Below are 18,814 nucleotides of genomic sequence, written 5' to 3'. Positions count from 1 at the left end.
GAACATACTCATGTTAAAATTAATAAAATACTGCTTTTTGAGTTTGATCCTTGGCTGAGCTAAATCCTGCAATTATTCCATTATCTTTATATATTCATATGCCATGGTGTGTACGAAAATGTCCATATTGTGACTTTAATTCACATGCTGTTCCGAATGGAGAGTTGTCATTAGATTTGGAACAAGAATATTTACAGGCATTGGTTGAAGATTTTAAAACCCAAATTCATTTTGCTCAAGGCCGTAAAATTCACAGTATCTTTATTGGGGGGGGAACGCCGTCTTTAATTTCTGCGAATGGCTATCAGTGGTTATTTTCACACTTAAAAAAAATCATTCCATTTGAACAAGATTGCGAAATTACATTAGAAGCAAATCCGGGTACGGTTGAACATGATCCTTTTGCAGATTATTTGAAAGCAGGAATTAATCGTTTATCACTTGGGGTACAAAGTTTCGATACGGAACATTTAAAACGATTAGGTCGTATTCATAATAATGATGATGCAATTTTTGCAATTCAACATGCGAAAGAAGCAGGTTTTCAAAGAATTAATGTCGATTTAATGCATGGTCTTCCAGAACAAACACTAGAACAAGCATTATATGATTTAAAATTAGCAGTAGAAAATGGTGCGACACATATTTCTTGGTATCAGTTAACGATAGAACCCAATACAGTGTTCTTTCGAACTCAACCTATTTTACCTATAGATGATGTGTTGGAGTCTATTCAAGAACAAGGAGAGACGTATTTAAAGGCCAGTGGATTTATTAATTACGAAGTTTCTGCATGGCGTAAAGAATTACCTTCTACACACAACTTAAACTATTGGGAGTTTGGCGATTATTTAGCAATCGGTGCTGGTGCACATGGAAAGGTTACTCAAATAGATGGCGTATACAGATTTCAAAAAACACGATTGCCGAAAGATTATTTAGCTAAAACTCCAGCAGAGCATTTACAGTATAAAAAAATTGAAAAAGCAGATCTGCCATTTGAGTTCATGATGAATGCATTGCGGTTAAATGAGGGGGTAAGTGCAGAGCTTTATGCTGAACGTACTGGTCTAGCGTTAAAAGACTTGGAAAAATGTTTGAGCTCTCTGCGTCAACGTCAGCTTCTAGTTGAAGATAGCAATAGACTCTCATGTACAGAATATGGCCATGGTTTTTTAAACTCAGTATTAGAAGAATTTTTATAATGATAGAGCGGGTAACAAAGAAAAAATGCCAAATGAAAACTTCATCAGATTTTTATTTGGTTTAGAGTTAACTCGTCATTTCTCTATATAAAATAATGTGTCATGAGTACGCCATTCACTCTTCTTTAGACATAATGCCTATCAAAGAAAGTAGATTACTAAAGCCTTCACGACCATGAATTATGGGCTAGATCTGATTTATATACTGATTGAAAATTGAATAGCGAACAGTAATATAGACTTATTTTAAAATGAAATGTGAATATTAAATGTGCAAAAAATAATAAAAAATAACAAAATTTAAGTGAAATATTATTAATTTAATAAGAATAATTGTGATATATTTATCATATTAAATGTGTATTAAATAAATATATCTAAAATATATTTGATATATATCTCGATTTTGTGAGAGTTAAGGTTTTAAATTTATTAACTTTTTAGATAGTTATGAAATAGGGGTTATCTAAAATTTAATAAAGTCATGACCATTTATATTGTTGTAGAAACATTATTTTATTTTTTAGATTTTTGAGGATTAAACATGAAGAAAATTTTCTTATTAACGAATATTTTATTAATTTCGACTTCATCATTTGCTTTTGCTGATAATTATTATGTATCTGCTAAGCTTGCTTATTCAGACCAAAAAGCAAAAAATATGGATACAAGTTTACGCCCAGGAATTGGTCAATTTGTTGCGGGTGATGATAAGCAACATAAAACAACGCCTACAATTGCACTGGGTTATGATTACAAAAACAATTGGAGAGCTGAGGTTGAATATTCTTTTGATAAGAAATATGAATATACAAGTGGTTCAACGACCTTTCCAACAAGCTTAAATCACCATAAAGTAAAAACACAAAGTGTCTTTGTAAATGCTTATAGAGATGTGGAAGTTTATAAAAATGTTGCCGTATTTGGTTCTGTCGGTCTTGGTGTTGCCAAAGTAAAATCAAGTGGTTGGCAAGGTGTTGAAACACGTCAATATGGTTCGAATACCGATACTAACTTAGCATATTCAGTTGGTGCAGGCGTAAGCTATCGTCCAATTAAAGAAGTGAATATCGACTTAGGTTATCGCTACGTAGATTTAGGTAAAGTTGAAAGTGGCTTAAACAATTTTGTGAATGCTCGTGGCTTACAAGATGAGCAAATGAAAGCTCATTTAGAAAAAAATGAATTCTATATTGGTGCACGTTATAACTTCTAATTTTGAGATGAGATAAAAAGAGCGCCTAGGCGCTCTTTTTTATTAACTCTGTTGATTTTGTTTGAGTGGTTGCTTATGTTGTGCGGAAGCATGTGGCTTCGCGTGTCTTTTTACTGAGGTTCTATGCGCTTTATGTTTTGATTTTTTTTTCATTGCAGTTTTTGATGAATGATGTTTTTTATTTTTTTGTTGATGAGAATTTGCTTTTTTATCCACTTGTTGATGCGTTGGTGTTTTATTGTTATGTAGATCTGGTGTATTTGCCATAGTGACCATTGCACAAGTAGATGCAATTAAACCGACCATTAAGGAAGAAACTAATTTTTTCATTCTGAAGCGACTCTTCGTTGTTTTGTAAAATCATCATAAAAAAAACTTATGAATATGAAATGGAGGTCAAGATAGTTCATTTGTAAAAGCGAGAAAAATAAAATAATTTAAACTAGTATTTTGATTTCATACAATTTTTGTTTTAATTTTGAGTTTAAATAGAAAAATTTTAAAAATAACAGCATAAATTACTTCTTATCGTCTTCATGTTTTTACAGAAAATAATCAGAAATCTTATGTATTGATGCTTTGTGTGGAAATAATGAAGAGAATAGGATTAGTTCCTATATCATTCCATTATAAAGAAGAAAATTTGATTTTTTTAATTTTAAATTAAAGATGAAAACAGAGAAATAAAAGTCAGTTTGTATGATTTAAATGAATAAAGAATAAGAGCATCGAGTACTCTTATTCTAGAAACATATATGGCTTAATAATCAAAACTAAAATGTTCTGGTGCTAAAGAGACCATTGTTTTTGATGAGTTGACCATTGCTTCAGCATGACCTTGGGTACGTGGCAGCAGTCTCTCAAAATAGAAATCAGCCACTTTAATTTTAGCTTTATAAAATTCAGGAACTTCTGAACCTTGGCCAGATGCTAATTTTGCAGAAGCAACAGCGGCTTGTTGTGCCCAGAAATAAGCCATCATGACATAACCAGAGAACATTAAGAAATCGACTGAAGCAGAAGAGACAATATCACGATCTTTTCGTGCAGCGAGCATAATACGAACGGTTAGAGTGTTCCATTGAGCACACAGTTTGGTTAGATCCCACGCAAAGCGACGCATATATTTATTTGGCGCATGTTGCCCACAGAATTTTAAAATTTCTGCAGTATAATCTCGAATGACTTTACCTTTAGAAGACAGTAGAACTTTACGGCCGATTAGGTCTAAGGCCTGTACTCCTGTAGTTCCTTCATATAATGAAGCAATACGTGCATCACGAACAATTTGTTCCATACCCCATTCTTTAATATAGCCATGTCCGCCATAGACTTGCATACCGTGGTTTGCAGCTTCAAAACCGAGTTCTGTTAAAAATCCTTTTAAAATTGGAGTATAAAACCCTAAGTGTTCATCGTGGGCTTTAAAAGCAGTGGTATCACCACGAAGTAAAGCATCATTCATTTTATCTGCAAGTTGTGCTGCGTAATAAACCATTGAGCGACCACCTTCTGCAATCGCTTTTTGAGTTAATAGCATCCGACGTACATCTGCATGATGAATAATGGTATCAGCCACTTTCTCAGGATCTTTTTTACCTGAAAGTGCACGCATTGACATACGTTCTTTAGCATATGGCAGTGCGCCTTGGAAAGACAATTCGGCATGCGCTAAACCTTGAATTGCTGTACCAATACGTGCAGTATTCATGAAAGTGAACATTGCATGTAAGCCTTTGTTCGGCTCACCAATTAAGTAACCGACTGCTTGATCAAAGTTAAGTACTGCTGTTGCAGAGGCACGAATTCCCATTTTATGCTCAATCGAACCACAGTTTACAGGATTTCGTTCACCTATGCTGCCATCAGCATTTGGAATAAATTTAGGGACAATAAATAAAGAAATTCCCTTCGTGCCTGCAGGAGCATCAGGAAGACGGGCAAGCACAATATGGATGATATTTTCTGTTAAATCATGTTCGCCAGCAGAAATAAAAATTTTAGTTCCTGAAATATGGTATGTATCATCAGCTTGAGGTTCGGCCTTAGTTTTAACTTGACCTAAATCTGTTCCGCATTGTGGTTCTGTTAAGCACATGGTACCAGACCAAGTTCCTGCGACTAAATGCGGGAGATAAGTGTTCTTTTGTTCTTCTGAGCCAAATTGTAAAAATGTATTGATACATCCTACGCTTAGACCTGGATACATTTGAAAAGACCAGTTGGCGGTACCCATCATTTCAGATTTAATCAGATTTAATGACATTGGTAGATTTTGACCGCCAAATTCTTCAGGATAAGACAGTCCTTGCCATCCTCCTTGGACAAATTGATCATAAGCTTCTTTGAAGCCTTTAGGAGTTTTTACTTCGCCATTTTCAAAGTGACAACCTTCTTCATCTCCTGTTTGATTGAGTGGAGAAAGCACATTTTCACAAAAATCTGCAGCACCTTCTAAAATCATATCTACGGTTTCAGAATCTGCATATTCACCATTTGAAAGGGTTTGATAGTGGGAATTGAAGTCAAGAACTTCATTCATTAAAAAGCGAATATCGCGAAGAGGTGCTTTGTATGCTGGCATGTCTGTAATCCTAATTCAATTTTTTGGATTATTTAAAATCATTATTTTGATTATTCATAAATAAATATAAATTGCATTGATGTATCAAACCTTTCAGCATGTCAGAAAGGCGAATCATCGTTATTACATTCATCCTATTTTTTACTATAATTCTGTTACTATGATTGATGATCCTTTGATCATTATTTTTTTAAGTATAAGTAATTTGGATATTAGAAGTATATTATGCGTTTAAAATATTTATCGTTCTGTTTATTGAGTTTAAGCTTGGTTGGATGTGCGCATCATACTGTAAATAACTTAAAAACATCGGATTTTTTATTAGAACAACGTGCTGTAAACGGATTAAATGCAATTTTAGAAACCCCTAGCTTTGATTATAAAGGGGAATTTTTAGTTCAATCTGTAACACCAAAAACTGCATTAGGTACAAAGAAACCTCAGCAAAAAAATCAAATACCAGTATTAGATGCAGAGTTAGATCGAAAAATAAACCAAGTCCTTCAAAACCAGAAAATATCATTAACTGCACAAGAAAAGCAGGTTTTATATACACGCTTGGCTGAACAGGCAAATCCTTATGAATACATATCTTCTTATGGCACAGGAGATACAAAAATACAAAAATTTATCAGTGGCTTACTTAATGTTTTGAATGATTTTAAATTCAGTTATGATGGATCTGTGCATTATCGACAAAAAATAGGGTCTTTGAATTTAAATTTTGAATATGAAAAACCAACACTTTTAGTTAAAGCCAAAGTTCCGATGGTTCTCGATTTTAAAAACAACCGATTTTATGGTAACTTTTCTGGATTTATGCCATTTTTATTAAATAATGAAAGTCAAAATTCTTTTACTTATTTTGATTTTTCTAAATATAAAGATGATATCTCTAAAGTAAACATTCAAGCTTGGGCAAACTATATTAAGCAAACAAATGCCTTACCTTATATTTTAGCTCAATCTTCAGATATTCAATCGATTGCGTTAAGTCAACAAGAAAAAGAAAAAGGTTTGAGTGAAAAAATTCGGTTGAATACGAATTTCGAATCACTTGTCTTACAAAATATGCTATTTGAATATGTTAATAAAACATATATGTCAGAAACTATTTTAGGGGAAACGTTAAAAGAAACTCAAATAGAAGATAAAAGTTCTCCAACAGAAGTATATGAATATTATGATGTTGATTTAACAGAAAAGGCGCGGGCATCATCAAGACGAGTGACCGAGCAAATTAATCACCATTTAGCGCAGTATGGTTATGGCGTTGCTGAAACGTGTGATGAACGTTGCGCTGATGTTGAAGAAGATGAAGATGTTACTACTACAGATATCAATTTAGTCAAAGCGGTGGGGATATCTGAAGAGGCTTGTACCGCATTGATTAATATAAAACAGAAAATTCCATTTGGCACCGTCAATGATTGCTACGTCAATTATGATATTCAATTATTGAAACCCCAAGATAAAAAAGAAAATAACAATCGTAGTATTCTAGATGAAAGCAGTATTTTAAGTTTTATTCCTAAATTTGTTGCAATCTCTGCAATTTTTGAACCTTATCAGTCATCTCAATTTGTTGATGCTGAAGCATTTAAAAATATTTGGAATAAGCACCAATTGGAAATTCAAGATATATTAAATCAGCAGAAGATGGATTCAATTCCGATTACAGTCGATCTGAGTCTAGACGCACAAGGGCGAATGACAGACGTTGTCTATAATATTGTGAAAAATGATAAGAAATATGGAAATATTCATATTTTAAGCACCACACAAATTTATAACTATGGAAAAGCGACACCAATTAATCAGCAATTACTTAAAGATGCAAAAACATTTAAAGAGGCGACAAAAGGCTCAGCTTATGAGGAAATTGTCGGGCGAATTTTTGATGATTCAGAAGAGAATACTAAAGAAGTCACGCAAAATTTCAATCAAATATTAGAGCAAATTGCCTCAGATACCTATAAGCGTACAGGTTCATATGTTAAAAGTTATCAAGCTGTCTATGCGTTATATTTTATTACGGAAAAACCTAATTTAGCTAAATATTATTCAACAGCAGATTTAAATGAAATTGCTGAAGTATCGGCATATCATTTTAATAAGGCATTACGTCCTACCGCAGTAGAAAAAGCGCGTTTAGAAAAACTGGTGAAAAAGCATGAGCTAAAACAGAGTGATAACTTTGGTGAAGAGGGCTATGCTGTTTTTCGGATCATGAAGCAAGTATTAGAAAATAATGAAAAACAGCGGTATTGGACAAAATTAAATGTGAAAGCAAAAACAGGGCAGTCTGCTTTTGCAGCACATTATGAAAAACTTTATAAAGATTATTACCAAGTCTCTTCAGCTGAAGATAGTAAGCAGTTAAGAGAAACTGCACAAATTTTAGCACAAGGATTTAGTGATGATCTAAAAGGAAAATTGTCTGAAAAATCAATTCAAAAACTGAAGATTGATCATGTTGATTATTTAGATCCAGGAGTTTATCAAGAAACGTATATTGATATTCAGGAAAATATTAAATAGTCATAAAATATAAGTGAACCTAAATTTCTTTGTATGGTGATGTATTGAAATTTAGGTTCCAATCAGAATTAAATTTTATTGAAGTGCTGATCTGTATTTTAGATAAAATCTTTTAAATTGGGACGAACACCATGCCAAATACTAAAAGATTCGATGGCTTGACCAACAAGCATGCCATAACCTTCTGATGTTGGAATATCTCGTATTTTCGCCTGATCAAGGAAAGTAGACGGTTTGCCGTATGCCATTTCATACGCATATTTGAAGTGAAGATGATCTGGTAAAGTAAGTGAATCACCTGTAAGGCTTGCAGAGGTTGCATTGATAACAAGATCGAAGTTACCAGTTAAATCTTGTAAAGAAATTGCACGTAATTTAATGTTTGGAATGGCATTTTTTAAGTCATCTACCAATTGTTCTGCACGCGCTAAAGTACGGTTTACAATCACAATTTCTTGTACTCCAGCTTGAATTAATGGATAAATAACGCCACGTGTTGCACCACCTGCACCAATAATTAAAATTCTAGAATTTTCAAGTTTCCAGTTGAGGCCATTGATCGCATCAACTAAGCCTTGACCATCCGTATTATCGCCATGGAGTTGACCATTTTCCATCCAGAGCGTGTTAACCGCTTTTGCAATTTTTGCACGAGATGTAAGTACTGTACATTGTTGAAACGCTTGTTCTTTAAAGGGAACAGTAACATTTAAGCCTGTACCACCCTGTGAAAAAAAATCATTGATGTTGGCAATAAAACCATCTAATGGAGCTAAACGCTTAGTATATGAAAGCTCAATTCCCATTTTCTTTGCAAATGCATGATGTAATTCAGGCGAGCGAGATTGCTCAATAGGATTCCCGATGACAGCAAAATTTTTGCTCATTGTACAAAGCTCATATATGGATACTGAAATTGTAGTCAATATATGTCAAATTAATTCATAGCGGAAGATGAATAGATGATAAACACGAAAAGTTAAGGATTACAAATGTCTGTAATCGTTTCAAGGAGTATGAAAATACACGTAAAAAATAATGCAATACCCGTTAGAATACCAGAAGCAATTGAGATTTCATCTGTAAGTTGAGCTTCAAAAATAAGGGTTACAGAAAAAGAGATAATCATACTAATCAAAAGTATCCAAAACATCTGTAATTTTCGGTTTACTGGTTCACTCATCATGGTAACTTTCTATAAATTTTAAAATAAGTTAACAATATATTATGAAAATTAAATGAAATAACCAATGATATTCACAGAACATTCCCTACGAATATGTAAGCAAATACAAATTGTCGAAAAAGAGTGATGAATTGTCAGGTAACGAGATGTTTTTTAGAAATTTAAAAGTACACTATTTATGTGTGATTTAATTTTCATTATTATTTTACAGTGATAGTTTTTAATAAATGATGTGCTATTTTAAAGGATGGTGATTATTAATAAAATTTTAATATTATCAATAAGATTTTGATTTTAATGTCGCATTGAGGAGTGAGCGTTTAGCACAATCACTCCTCGACTTTATTTTATGATTTTAGGCAAGTTAACCATGCTTGGGGCTTTAAATAAAATTCTGTCAGTTTCTTTTCGGATGAGTTTTCATCCCATTCTGGTCGATAAGACCAAGCAGCTAAAGGTGGCATACTCACGAGAATAGATTCAATACGGCCACCTGTTTGTAAGCCAAATAAGGTTCCGCGATCATAAACTAAATTATATTCTACATATCGCCCACGTCGATAAAGCTGAAAATCACGTTGTGCTTGAGTATAAGGTTTATTTTGGTTACGTTTGAAAATAGGCAAAATGGCATCTAGGTATCCATTACCAACAGCTTGTATGTATTTAAAACAGGTTTCAAAATCCCATTGATTTAAATCATCAAAAAATAATCCGCCAACACCACGTTGCTCGTCACGGTGTTTTAAATAAAAATAGTCATCACACCATTTTTTATGTTCAGCATAAATTTCATCACCAAATGGCGCACACAGTGTTTGAGCAGTATGATGCCAAGAGAAGATATCTTCATCATTGGGATAAAAAGGTGTGAGGTCAAAACCACCGCCAAACCACCAAATTGGGTCTTGACCTTCTGGTTCAGCGACAAAAAGCCGAACATTGGCATGTGAGGTTGGTACATTTGGGTTTTTAGGATGAATGACAAGAGAAACACCCATTGCTTGTGCTTTTGCTCCCGCAATATTGGGATGGCGTTCTGTTGCCGAGGGAGGTAATTTTGAAATTTGAATATGAGAAAACATGACGCCACCTTTTTCAATGACATCACCGTTTTGAAGAACCCGTGACCGTCCACCACCACCTTCGACACGTTCCCAATCATCAATGATAAATTCTGCTGTGCCACCACCCAATTGTTCTTGTTGTTCTAGAGCACTGCAAATACGGGCTTGTAAGTTGATCAGAAAATCACGAACACGTTGAATATCATTTGAAGAAGGATTCTTCATCATATCTCTCAGAGAAAATAAACTGGCTACATCAAAGCATAAAATGATTCGAATTTTAAGGAAATTTTCTGAATATTATATTTGGGTTAAATAAAACACATAAAATAAATCAGGGATTATAAATTCTACATTGAAATCGTAGAATAAGTCCGCACTTTATAATTAAGATATATGTGATTTTTATATTTAAAAAGTGGTCAATAATTCACTTTAGAGTTAATAATATGCTGAATTCAATCGTACAAAAATATAATGTTCCAGGTCCGCGTTACACCAGTTATCCGACAGTTCCATACTGGGATGAACACTCTTTTTCGCTTGAGTTATGGAAAGAAACATTAAAAAAATCTTTTGACGAATCGAATCTATCAGAGGGAATTAGTCTTTATATTCATTTACCTTTTTGCGAAAGCTTATGTACTTTTTGTGGTTGTCATAAACGAATCACTAAACGTCATGAGATGGAAGAACCTTATATAGAAGCGGTCTTAAAAGAATGGGACTTATATTGTGAATTATTAAAAGATAAGCCAGTCATTAAAGAAATTCATTTGGGTGGAGGTACGCCAACATTCTTTTCTCCTGAACATTTAATACAATTAATTCAAGGTGTTTTAGCAAAAGCAGATATTGCAGCAGAATATGAGTTTAGCTTTGAAGGGCATCCGAATAATACGACCTATCAGCACTTACAAGTATTGTATGATTTAGGTTTTAGACGAGTAAGTTATGGCGTACAGGACTATAATGAAAAAGTGCAAAAAGCAATTCATCGAATTCAACCATTTGAACATGTAGAACGTGTAACAACATGGGCAAGAGAAATCGGTTATACCTCCATTTCACATGATTTAGTTTTTGGCTTACCTTTTCAAAACTTAGATGATGTTTTATATACGATTGAGCAAACCAATCATTTAATGCCAGATCGTATTGCACTATATAGCTATGCGCACGTACCATGGATTAAAGGAAATGGTCAGCGTGGTTTTAAAGATGCCGACGTTCCTAAAGATGAAATGAAGCGTCAGTGCTATGAGGAAGGAAAATTAAAACTTCTGGAGCAGGGCTATTTTGAAATTGGAATGGATCATTTTGCATTAGCAAAAGATAAAATGTATCAATCTTTTCATGCTGGGGTTTTGCATCGAAACTTTATGGGCTATACCGCGTCTAAAACACAAGTCATGATTGGTTTGGGGGTTTCTTCGATTAGTGATAGCTGGTACAGCTTTGCTCAAAATGAAAAAGCGTTAGAAGACTATTATGCTCGATTAGAAAATAATGAAATTCCTGTGGTAAAAGGTCATGTTTTAAATGAAGAAGATTTAAAAATTCGTCGACATATTCTCAATTTAATGTGTACATTTAAGACATCTTGGAAAAATTCAGATCTGTATTTTAATGAAATTGCACAGGTCATTGAAAAATTAAAAGAGATGGAAAAGGATGGTTTACTCCTGCTTGGAGAAGATCAAATTACGATCACAGAAAAAGGTAAGCCATTTATTCGTAATATCTGTATGGCATTTGATTTACGTCTGAATCGGAAAATGCCGAATACACGCATTTTTTCCATGACCATTTAACTCTGTCATCATGATCTATGCAAAGATAAAAAACCCTCTTTTCAAAAAGAGGGCTTTAAAATGAAATCTAAAAGTGAGCGGTTTAAAAATCATCTTTTTGATACATATGAGACATGCGATCATGTTTCGTTTTTAAATATTGTTCATTGAATGGATTTAAACCAACAGTGAGAGGAACGCGATCTACCACATTAATCCCTTGTTCTGTTAACGCTTTTATTTTTAATGGATTATTAGTGATTAAGCGAACTGCTTTAATATTTAAATGGTCAAGAATAATCGAACACATATCATAGCGACGTGCATCTGCGGGTAAATTTAATAATAAATTTGCATCAACTGTATCATGCCCTTGATCTTGTAAAGCATAGGCACGAATTTTATTGGTTAAACCAATACCACGCCCTTCTTGGCGTAAATATAGAATAACACCACGCCCATTTTCATTAATGAGTTTTTGGGTTGCTTGAAGTTGTGGACCACAATCACATTTTAAAGAAGCAAAAGCATCTCCTGTTAAACACTCTGAATGAATACGTATTAATACAGGTTCATCCGATGGCGTTTCTAAACCTTGGGAGAGGGCAATATGTTCTTCGCCAGTTTCAGGATCTTGAAAAACAGTGATGTTAAACTCACCAAACGCAGTCGGTAATTTAGAAGTAGCAGCAAATTTAATAGGCACAACAAAACCCACTTCATCGTTTTGAAATTGATCAAGTATAGCGGAATGTTCAGATATTAGTAGGATAGCCAATAAGAATTTACGTATTTCGATATTCTTTTTTGTATAAACCTCATAATAATAGTTGATAAATAGGTCGGTAATTCAGGATAATCTGTCCTACCCAAGAAATATGCTACTTTTTGCATTGGATAAAATATAGACGGTAGAAATATGGCTAATTGATGGAGATGCAATCCAGCTGTATGATCGGATATCCATTTGACCTAGCTTATGATTTGCCAGGCTTTAGAAGGCTTTGCCATATTATGTTGTATACAGAAATACCAACTCTTCGCCCTGTAACACCATTACTGGATGATATTGATCATCCAGAACAATTGCGTTTGCTCGAGCGTAGCCAGTTAGAACAGCTAGCAGATGAGTTGCGCCAATTTATTTTGTATGCAGCTGGTCAAAGTGGCGGACATTTTGCTGCAAACCTTGGTGTAATTGAGCTAACGGTTGCATTGCACTATTGTTTTGAAACACCCAAAGACCGCTTAATTTGGGATGTAGGTCATCAAGCATACCCGCATAAAGCATTGACAGGGCGTAGAGAACAACTGACGACGATTCGTGCAAAAAATGGTTTGGCTGCATTTCCTGCACGTGAAGAATCTGTTTTTGATACTTTTGGTGTAGGACATTCATCGACTGCAATATCTGCTGGTTTAGGCATGTCACTTGCACGTCGTTATAAGAAAGATCCTTGTGATGTAGTCGCCGTGATTGGTGATGGCGCAATGACTGCAGGTATGGCATTTGAGGCAATGAATGATGCTGTTGCGCACCAAGCAGATATGATCGTCGTACTGAATGACAATGATATGTCTATTTCAGAAAGTACTGGTGGTTTTGCGAAACATTTAGCTGCACTTTGGGAGACAGGTCAGTCTATTGGCATTTCTGAAACAGGTGAAGCATTTAGCCAACCACATCCGAAATGGACATATAACTCACGTTCGCATCAAGCTGCTACAGATGCAGCGGATAACTTATTTAAAGCCATTGGTTTTGAATATTTTGGGCCATTCGATGGTCATGATGTTAATCAATTGGTGCAAGTTTTTAGTGCGCTAAAGAAAAGAACAGGTCCACGTTTAGTTCATATTTATACAGTGAAAGGAAAAGGTTTTGCTCCTGCAGAAGCAGATCAAATTAAATATCACGCAATTTCGAAAATAACAGCAACGACGTCTAAAACACTAATTCCGAAATATTCAGATGTTTTTGGTCAATGGCTATGTGATGAAGCTGCACAAGATACTCGTTTATTGGCAATTACCCCAGCGATGTGTGAAGGTTCTGGTATGGTCGAATTTGCCCAAAAATTTCCAGAACGGTTCTTTGATGTTGCAATTGCAGAGCAACATGCCGTGACTTTAGCAGCAGGAATGGCTTGTGAGGGCTTAAAACCTGTTGTTGCGATTTATTCGACATTTTTACAGCGCGGCTATGATCAGCTTATTCATGATGTGGCATTACAAAATTTAGATGTTACGTTTGCAATAGATCGAGCAGGTTTAGTTGGTGAAGATGGTCCGACACATGCAGGCGCGTATGATTATGCCTATATAAGAACAATTCCAAACATGATTATTATGGCGCCAAAAGACGAAAATGAATGTCGTCAAATGTTGCACAGCGCTTACCTTTATCCTGGTCCAGCAGTTGTTCGCTATCCTCGTGGTATTGGAGTTGGGGTTGAAATTCAGCAACAACTGACAGAAATAGAGATTGGTAAAGCTGAAATTGTGAGTGCATTCAATGAGCAATATGATGAGTATATCTCTGTTTTAGCATTTGGTAGTCGTGTAACAGTCGCTGAAAATGCTGCAAAATCATTTGCACAAAAGCATGATATTGCGATTCGTGTTATCAATATGCGTTATGTAAAACCGTTAGATGAATCATTAATTTCGATGCTCGCAGAAAATACAGCCTTATTTGTTACGGTTGAAGAGCATGCAGTAATGGGTGGTGCAGGTAGTGCGGTTAATGAATATTTAGCAAAAGCACAAATCGTTAAGCCAGTGTTAAATTTAGGTTTAGCCGATGAATTTATGCTTCAAGCATCTCATGAACAAATGTTGCAACAAGCAGGTTTAGATGAGGTGGGCATTGAGGAATCGATACAAAATGCTTGGCAAAAGCTTTTAAATTCAATTGTTTTATAAATTTCGAGATTTAAAATACAAAATTCACCACAAAAGCTCCTTTTTTTGTTAAAATAGAGGGGCTTTTATGCATTATTCTTTATCAATATCTTTAATTTGTAGTGGGTGTTCAAAATGGAACCTATGGTGGTGATGGCTGCGCGTGCGGCTCAAACAGTTGGCCAAGAGCTTTTAAAAGCGCATCAAAATCGTCATAAATTAGATCTACAAGTCGAAGAAAAAGGAATTGATGGTCCAGTAACACGTGTTGATCGTTATTTGGAACAATTAACCATCGATACACTCCGTAAAAGCTATAAAAATCACAGTTTCCTCGGTGAAGAGTTTGGTTTCCAAGAAGGTAAAGGACATGATGCAGATTGGTGCTGGGTGATTGATCCTTTAGATGGAACTTTAAACTTTATTCATGGTGTTCCGCATTTCTGTATTTCCATTGCAGTTCAACATAAAGGCATCACTCAACATGGTGTTATCTATGACCCTGTTAAAGATGAATTATTTTCTGCGAGCCGTGGTCGCGGAGCAATGTTGAATCAGCGTCGTATTCGCGTCAATATTAAAGATAGTCTGGAAAATACTTTCCTTTCAGTTGGACATGCTTATCGTGCAAAACGTAATGGTGAGGTGATTTCTTATGCTAAAAATCATTTTGAGTCATTACTCAATGTGACTGAAGCAGGTGCGCAATATCGTCGTACTGGTTCTGCAGCATTAGATTTAGCTTATGTTGCGGCAGGTCGTTTTGATGGCTATTTTGAACTTGGTTTGAAGCCATGGGATATTGCGGCTGGTGAGTTAATTGTAAAAGAAGCTGGCGGAACAGTGGTTGATGCGCGTGGTGGAAGTGAGTCTATGGAAAACGGACAAGTACTTGCATGTTCTATGAAAATGTTAAAGCCTTTAATGAAAGCAGTTGTTCCTGCTTGGGGCGAAGCAGCAAAATAATAGCACTTTAATCTGAGCTATATGATTATAAATAACCCTCCTCGTGAGGGTTATTTTATGTGATAAATATAACAAATAATGCGTTGTTTTGTAATGTAGTGTTTAGATTGGGGGGTAAGGTCGTTAGAATTGACCATAAATTATGTTGTGAATGCATAGACCTCTTGGGGAGCCAAATACTTTGACAGATTATATTCATTCTTTTGTATTGTTCTTTTCACTTTTGAACCCATTTTTGATGAGCATTTATATGCTTGGCATGATTCGAAATTTACCTGCTATCACTTTCAATAAAGCATTAATTCATGGATCTTTAATCTCTTTTGTTGTATTTGTGCTTTTTGCATGGGGTGGAGAGGCTATTTTTTCTGAATATTTACAAGTGAGATTTGAGGCTTTTCAAATTTTTGGTGGCATCATTTTTTTAGTGATCGGTTATCGTTTTGTATTTGAAGGTGCAGACACAATTGGTGATATTCGTGGTGGTAATGCAGCGGGAATGATTGCAATGCCATTCATGATTGGTCCTGGAACAGTGAGTGCGTCAGTTATTACGGGCGCAAAAATGTCAATTTTAGGCGCAATGGCAGTGATTGGTACGACTTTATTTTTGACTTGTACATTACTGATGCTCATGAAATTTGCACATGATAATTTAAAAGTGCGACATTCAGATTATATTGACCGTTATGTTGATATTGTGGGGCGAATCTCTGCATTATTGGTGGGTACAATTGCAATTGATATGATGATTAGTGGCATTATTCGTTTAATTACAGATTTTTCAATATAAAAATGTGATGAAGTTCATATTTTATTATTCTAATTTGTAAAATCAATTAAAATGGGTGACTTTTTAAAAAAAACTGCTATACTCCGCCAACGCACTTAATTTCTGTTCACTACCTGAACATTATCTTCTTATCATTGTGTATGCGCGTTCGGTCCAAAGAGGACGATACCTTGCGCCCCAATCGCTAAAGCGATTCCTTCAGGTTAAGCTGTTAATCATGTGTGCGCTACGCATCGTCGTTACTCGGATCGCCGCTGATCAAATTTTCAGCGTTTATTGCTGTGCCGCTTTTTGCCGATGTCCATCAGACCATATATTTAATGGAGCACCCACATTCGGGTGAAACACTCTATGAGCAAAACTTTTGCTGATTTTCCTTTACATGAATCACTTCAATTGGCATTACAAGGTTTAGGTTTTACTAACCCTACACCTGTTCAAGAATTAGCGATTCCTGCTGCACTAGAAGGTAAAGATCTTTTAGTATCGAGCCAAACTGGCTCTGGTAAAACTGCTGCATTTTTACTTCCAACATTAAATGCGATTGCTGAACAAGATACTTTAGTTTCATTTAAAGATCGTATGAAGGCAGTAACTCAACCAACAATTTTGGTTATTTCTCCTACTCGTGAACTTGCACAGCAAGTATGTCAAGATGCAATTGCACTTGTACGTCAAATGAAAGGTGTACGTGTTGCTGCAATCATGGGTGGCATGCCTTTTGGTAAGCAAATTCAACAATTAAAAGGCGCATCTGTTGTTGTTGCAACGCCAGGTCGTTTATTGGATTTAGTCAATCGTCGTCAAATTAAACTTGATAAAGTTGATGCTTTAATTGTTGACGAAGCTGACCGTATGTTGGATCTGGGTTTTTCTGAAGACTTAGAGGCAATTGGTGAGCTTGCTGCAAATCGTAAACAAACATTAATGTTCTCTGCAACATTTGCACCTCGTATTATTACACTTGCAGAACGCATGATGAATGATCCTGAGCGTATTGCAATTGAAACAGGTCATTCTACAAATACAGATATCACACAAACATTACATTGGACTGATGGTTTTGAGCATAAGAAAAAATTGCTTACACATTGGTTAAGTGCTGAAGATGTTGATCAGGCAGTTGTATTTGCATCGACTCAAGAAGATACAGATATGTTGGCTGAAGAGCTTGCAGAAGCAGGTCTTTCTGTTGTTGCACTTCATGGTGCAATGCCACAAACTGTACGTAATCGTCGTTTACGTAGCATTCGTGAAGGTCGTGCAAAAATCTTAGTTGCAACTGATGTTGCTGCACGTGGTCTTGATGTACCAACGATTTCACACGTCATTAACTTTGGTTTACCAATGAAAAATGAAGATTATGTACACCGTATTGGTCGTACTGGTCGTGCAGGTCGTACAGGTAAAGCAATTACTTTAGCAACGTATCGTGAACGCGGTAAAATTCGTGCTTTAGAAGATTATTTAGATGCACGTTTAGAAGTTTCTGAAATTGAAGGCCTAGAGCCATCTCCACCTCCTGCACGTGGTAGTCGTGATGGTGGTGGTCGCGGCCGCAATGGTGGTGGTGGTCGTCGTGATGGCGGTCGTGGTGGTTTTGGTGGTGGTCGTCGCTTTGAGGGCGAGGGCAACTTCAAGCGCCGTGAAGGTGGTCGTGATGATCGTCCGCGTCGTAGCTTCGATGATAAACCACGTGGTGAGCGTCCAGCATTTAATGGTGGTGAAGATCGTCCACGTCGTGAGTTCAATAATGATCGTCCACGTCGTGAAGGTGGCTTTGAAGATCGTCCACGTCGTGAGTTCAATAATGATCGTCCACGTCGTGAAGGTGGTTTTGAAGATCGTCCACGTCGTGAGTTCAATAATGATCGTCCACGTCGCGAAGGTGGTTTTAATGATAAGCCACGTTTTGAGTCTGGTGATGACAACCGTGGTAATCGAGTAGATTATAAACCTCGTCGTGAAGGTTTTGGTGATCGTCCAAAACGTGATTTTGGTGGTGATCGTCCAGCAGGTGATCGTCCAGCATTTGGTGACCGTCCAAAACGTGATTTCGGTGGTGATCGTCCAGCATTTGGCGACCGCCCAAAACGTGATTTCGGTGGTGACCGTCCAGCATTTGGCGACCGTCCAAAACGTGATTTTGGTGGTGACCGTCCAGCATTTGGCGATCGTCCAAAACGTGATTTCGGTGATCGTCCGGCACGTCGCGAGTTTAATAATGATCGTCCACGTCGCGAAGGTGGTTCTGAAGATCGTCCACGTCGTGAAAGCGGTGATCGTCCAGCACGTCGTAAATTCAATGACTAAGTTAAAGTCATAATAAAAAAACCGGTGCTTACACCGGTTTTTTTATTCGTATAAGATTTGCACGTACTCAGTGAAAAGGTATAATTAAAAGAGATGATTTGATGTGATTGAATAAAGATTGCTGATGATAATCATCGATTGAAAAGTAGAGTAGGTTCTATTTTGTTTTGATTGTTATCATTTTGGTTTATATTATAATTTTGAAGTAATTGTGTTGTTTCTGTCTGCATACAGTTAAATTTAGTT

The 18,814-nt window shown here is 35.9% G+C and carries 14 protein-coding genes; 8 read left to right on the top strand and 6 right to left on the bottom strand.

Features of this window, described 5'->3' with window-relative positions; translation table 11 throughout:
• The first annotated feature begins 50 nt into the window (after positions 1-50).
• Together hemW and B9T31_RS00360 are read left to right on the top strand one after the other, a co-directional pair.
• Positions 51-1,205: a radical SAM family heme chaperone HemW gene (gene hemW, locus B9T31_RS00365; RefSeq protein ID WP_086179987.1), complete on the top strand. Its 1,155-nt coding sequence runs from the start codon at positions 51-53 to the stop codon at positions 1,203-1,205.
• A 544-nt stretch (positions 1,206-1,749) separates the two neighbouring features.
• Positions 1,750-2,421 carry an outer membrane protein gene (locus B9T31_RS00360; RefSeq protein ID WP_086179986.1) on the top strand — a complete coding sequence of 224 codons (672 nt, stop codon included), beginning with the start codon at positions 1,750-1,752 and terminating at the stop codon, positions 2,419-2,421.
• Between the two features lie 42 nt (positions 2,422-2,463).
• Here the strand turns inward: B9T31_RS00360 and B9T31_RS00355 are convergent, their stop codons facing one another.
• Entirely contained in the window at positions 2,464-2,751 is a 288-nt protein-coding gene (locus B9T31_RS00355; RefSeq protein WP_086179985.1) for a hypothetical protein, read from the bottom strand.
• 430 nt (positions 2,752-3,181) lie between these two features.
• Complete coding sequence (locus B9T31_RS00350; protein ID WP_086179984.1) at positions 3,182-5,005, bottom strand: acyl-CoA dehydrogenase C-terminal domain-containing protein; 1,824 nt, start codon at positions 5,003-5,005, stop codon at positions 3,182-3,184.
• A gap of 225 nt (positions 5,006-5,230) precedes the next feature.
• On the opposite strand from B9T31_RS00350, the gene B9T31_RS00345 reads away from it, so the two are divergent.
• Positions 5,231-7,546, top strand: coding sequence for a hypothetical protein (locus tag B9T31_RS00345; RefSeq protein ID WP_086179983.1), 2,316 nt, complete (start codon positions 5,231-5,233; stop codon positions 7,544-7,546).
• A 98-nt stretch (positions 7,547-7,644) separates the two neighbouring features.
• Here B9T31_RS00345 and aroE read toward each other — a convergent pair whose 3' ends face one another.
• The 3 genes from aroE to hemF all read right to left on the bottom strand — a co-directional run bounded on the left by aroE (position 7,645) and on the right by hemF (position 10,024).
• Positions 7,645-8,433: a shikimate dehydrogenase gene (aroE, locus tag B9T31_RS00340; protein ID WP_086179982.1), complete on the bottom strand. Its 789-nt coding sequence runs from the start codon at positions 8,431-8,433 to the stop codon at positions 7,645-7,647.
• Positions 8,434-8,525: 92 nt separating this feature from the next.
• Entirely contained in the window at positions 8,526-8,729 is a 204-nt protein-coding gene (locus B9T31_RS00335; RefSeq protein WP_139840885.1) for a hypothetical protein, read from the bottom strand.
• Between the two features lie 350 nt (positions 8,730-9,079).
• Positions 9,080-10,024 (bottom strand): oxygen-dependent coproporphyrinogen oxidase, encoded by a 945-nt coding sequence (gene hemF, locus B9T31_RS00330; protein ID WP_086179980.1) that lies wholly within the window; start codon positions 10,022-10,024, stop codon positions 9,080-9,082.
• 224 nt (positions 10,025-10,248) lie between these two features.
• On the opposite strand from hemF, the gene hemN reads away from it, so the two are divergent.
• Positions 10,249-11,613 carry an oxygen-independent coproporphyrinogen III oxidase gene (hemN, locus tag B9T31_RS00325; protein ID WP_086179979.1) on the top strand — a complete coding sequence of 455 codons (1,365 nt, stop codon included), beginning with the start codon at positions 10,249-10,251 and terminating at the stop codon, positions 11,611-11,613.
• Positions 11,614-11,695: 82 nt separating this feature from the next.
• On the opposite strand, the gene ribA is transcribed toward hemN, so the two are convergent.
• Entirely contained in the window at positions 11,696-12,298 is a 603-nt protein-coding gene (ribA, locus tag B9T31_RS00320) for a GTP cyclohydrolase II (protein WP_086180367.1), read from the bottom strand.
• A 308-nt stretch (positions 12,299-12,606) separates the two neighbouring features.
• Between ribA and dxs the strand changes: the two genes are divergently transcribed.
• From dxs to B9T31_RS00300, 4 genes are all read left to right on the top strand, one after another.
• Positions 12,607-14,517, top strand: coding sequence for a 1-deoxy-D-xylulose-5-phosphate synthase (gene dxs, locus B9T31_RS00315; protein ID WP_086179978.1), 1,911 nt, complete (start codon positions 12,607-12,609; stop codon positions 14,515-14,517).
• Positions 14,518-14,631: 114 nt separating this feature from the next.
• Positions 14,632-15,462, top strand: coding sequence for an inositol monophosphatase family protein (locus B9T31_RS00310; RefSeq protein WP_086179977.1), 831 nt, complete (start codon positions 14,632-14,634; stop codon positions 15,460-15,462).
• A 151-nt stretch (positions 15,463-15,613) separates the two neighbouring features.
• A complete protein-coding gene (locus B9T31_RS00305; RefSeq protein WP_086179976.1) occupies positions 15,614-16,255 on the top strand; it encodes a MarC family protein in 642 nt (213 codons plus the stop codon).
• A gap of 351 nt (positions 16,256-16,606) precedes the next feature.
• Positions 16,607-18,568, top strand: a complete 1,962-nt coding sequence (locus tag B9T31_RS00300) for a DEAD/DEAH box helicase (protein ID WP_086179975.1) — start codon at positions 16,607-16,609, stop codon at positions 18,566-18,568.
• Positions 18,569-18,814 lie beyond the last annotated feature (246 nt).

The organism is Acinetobacter sp. ANC 4558, assembly GCF_002135375.1.
Taxonomy (GTDB): domain Bacteria; phylum Pseudomonadota; class Gammaproteobacteria; order Pseudomonadales; family Moraxellaceae; genus Acinetobacter.
This window is presented reverse-complemented; position numbering and strand designations above follow the sequence as displayed.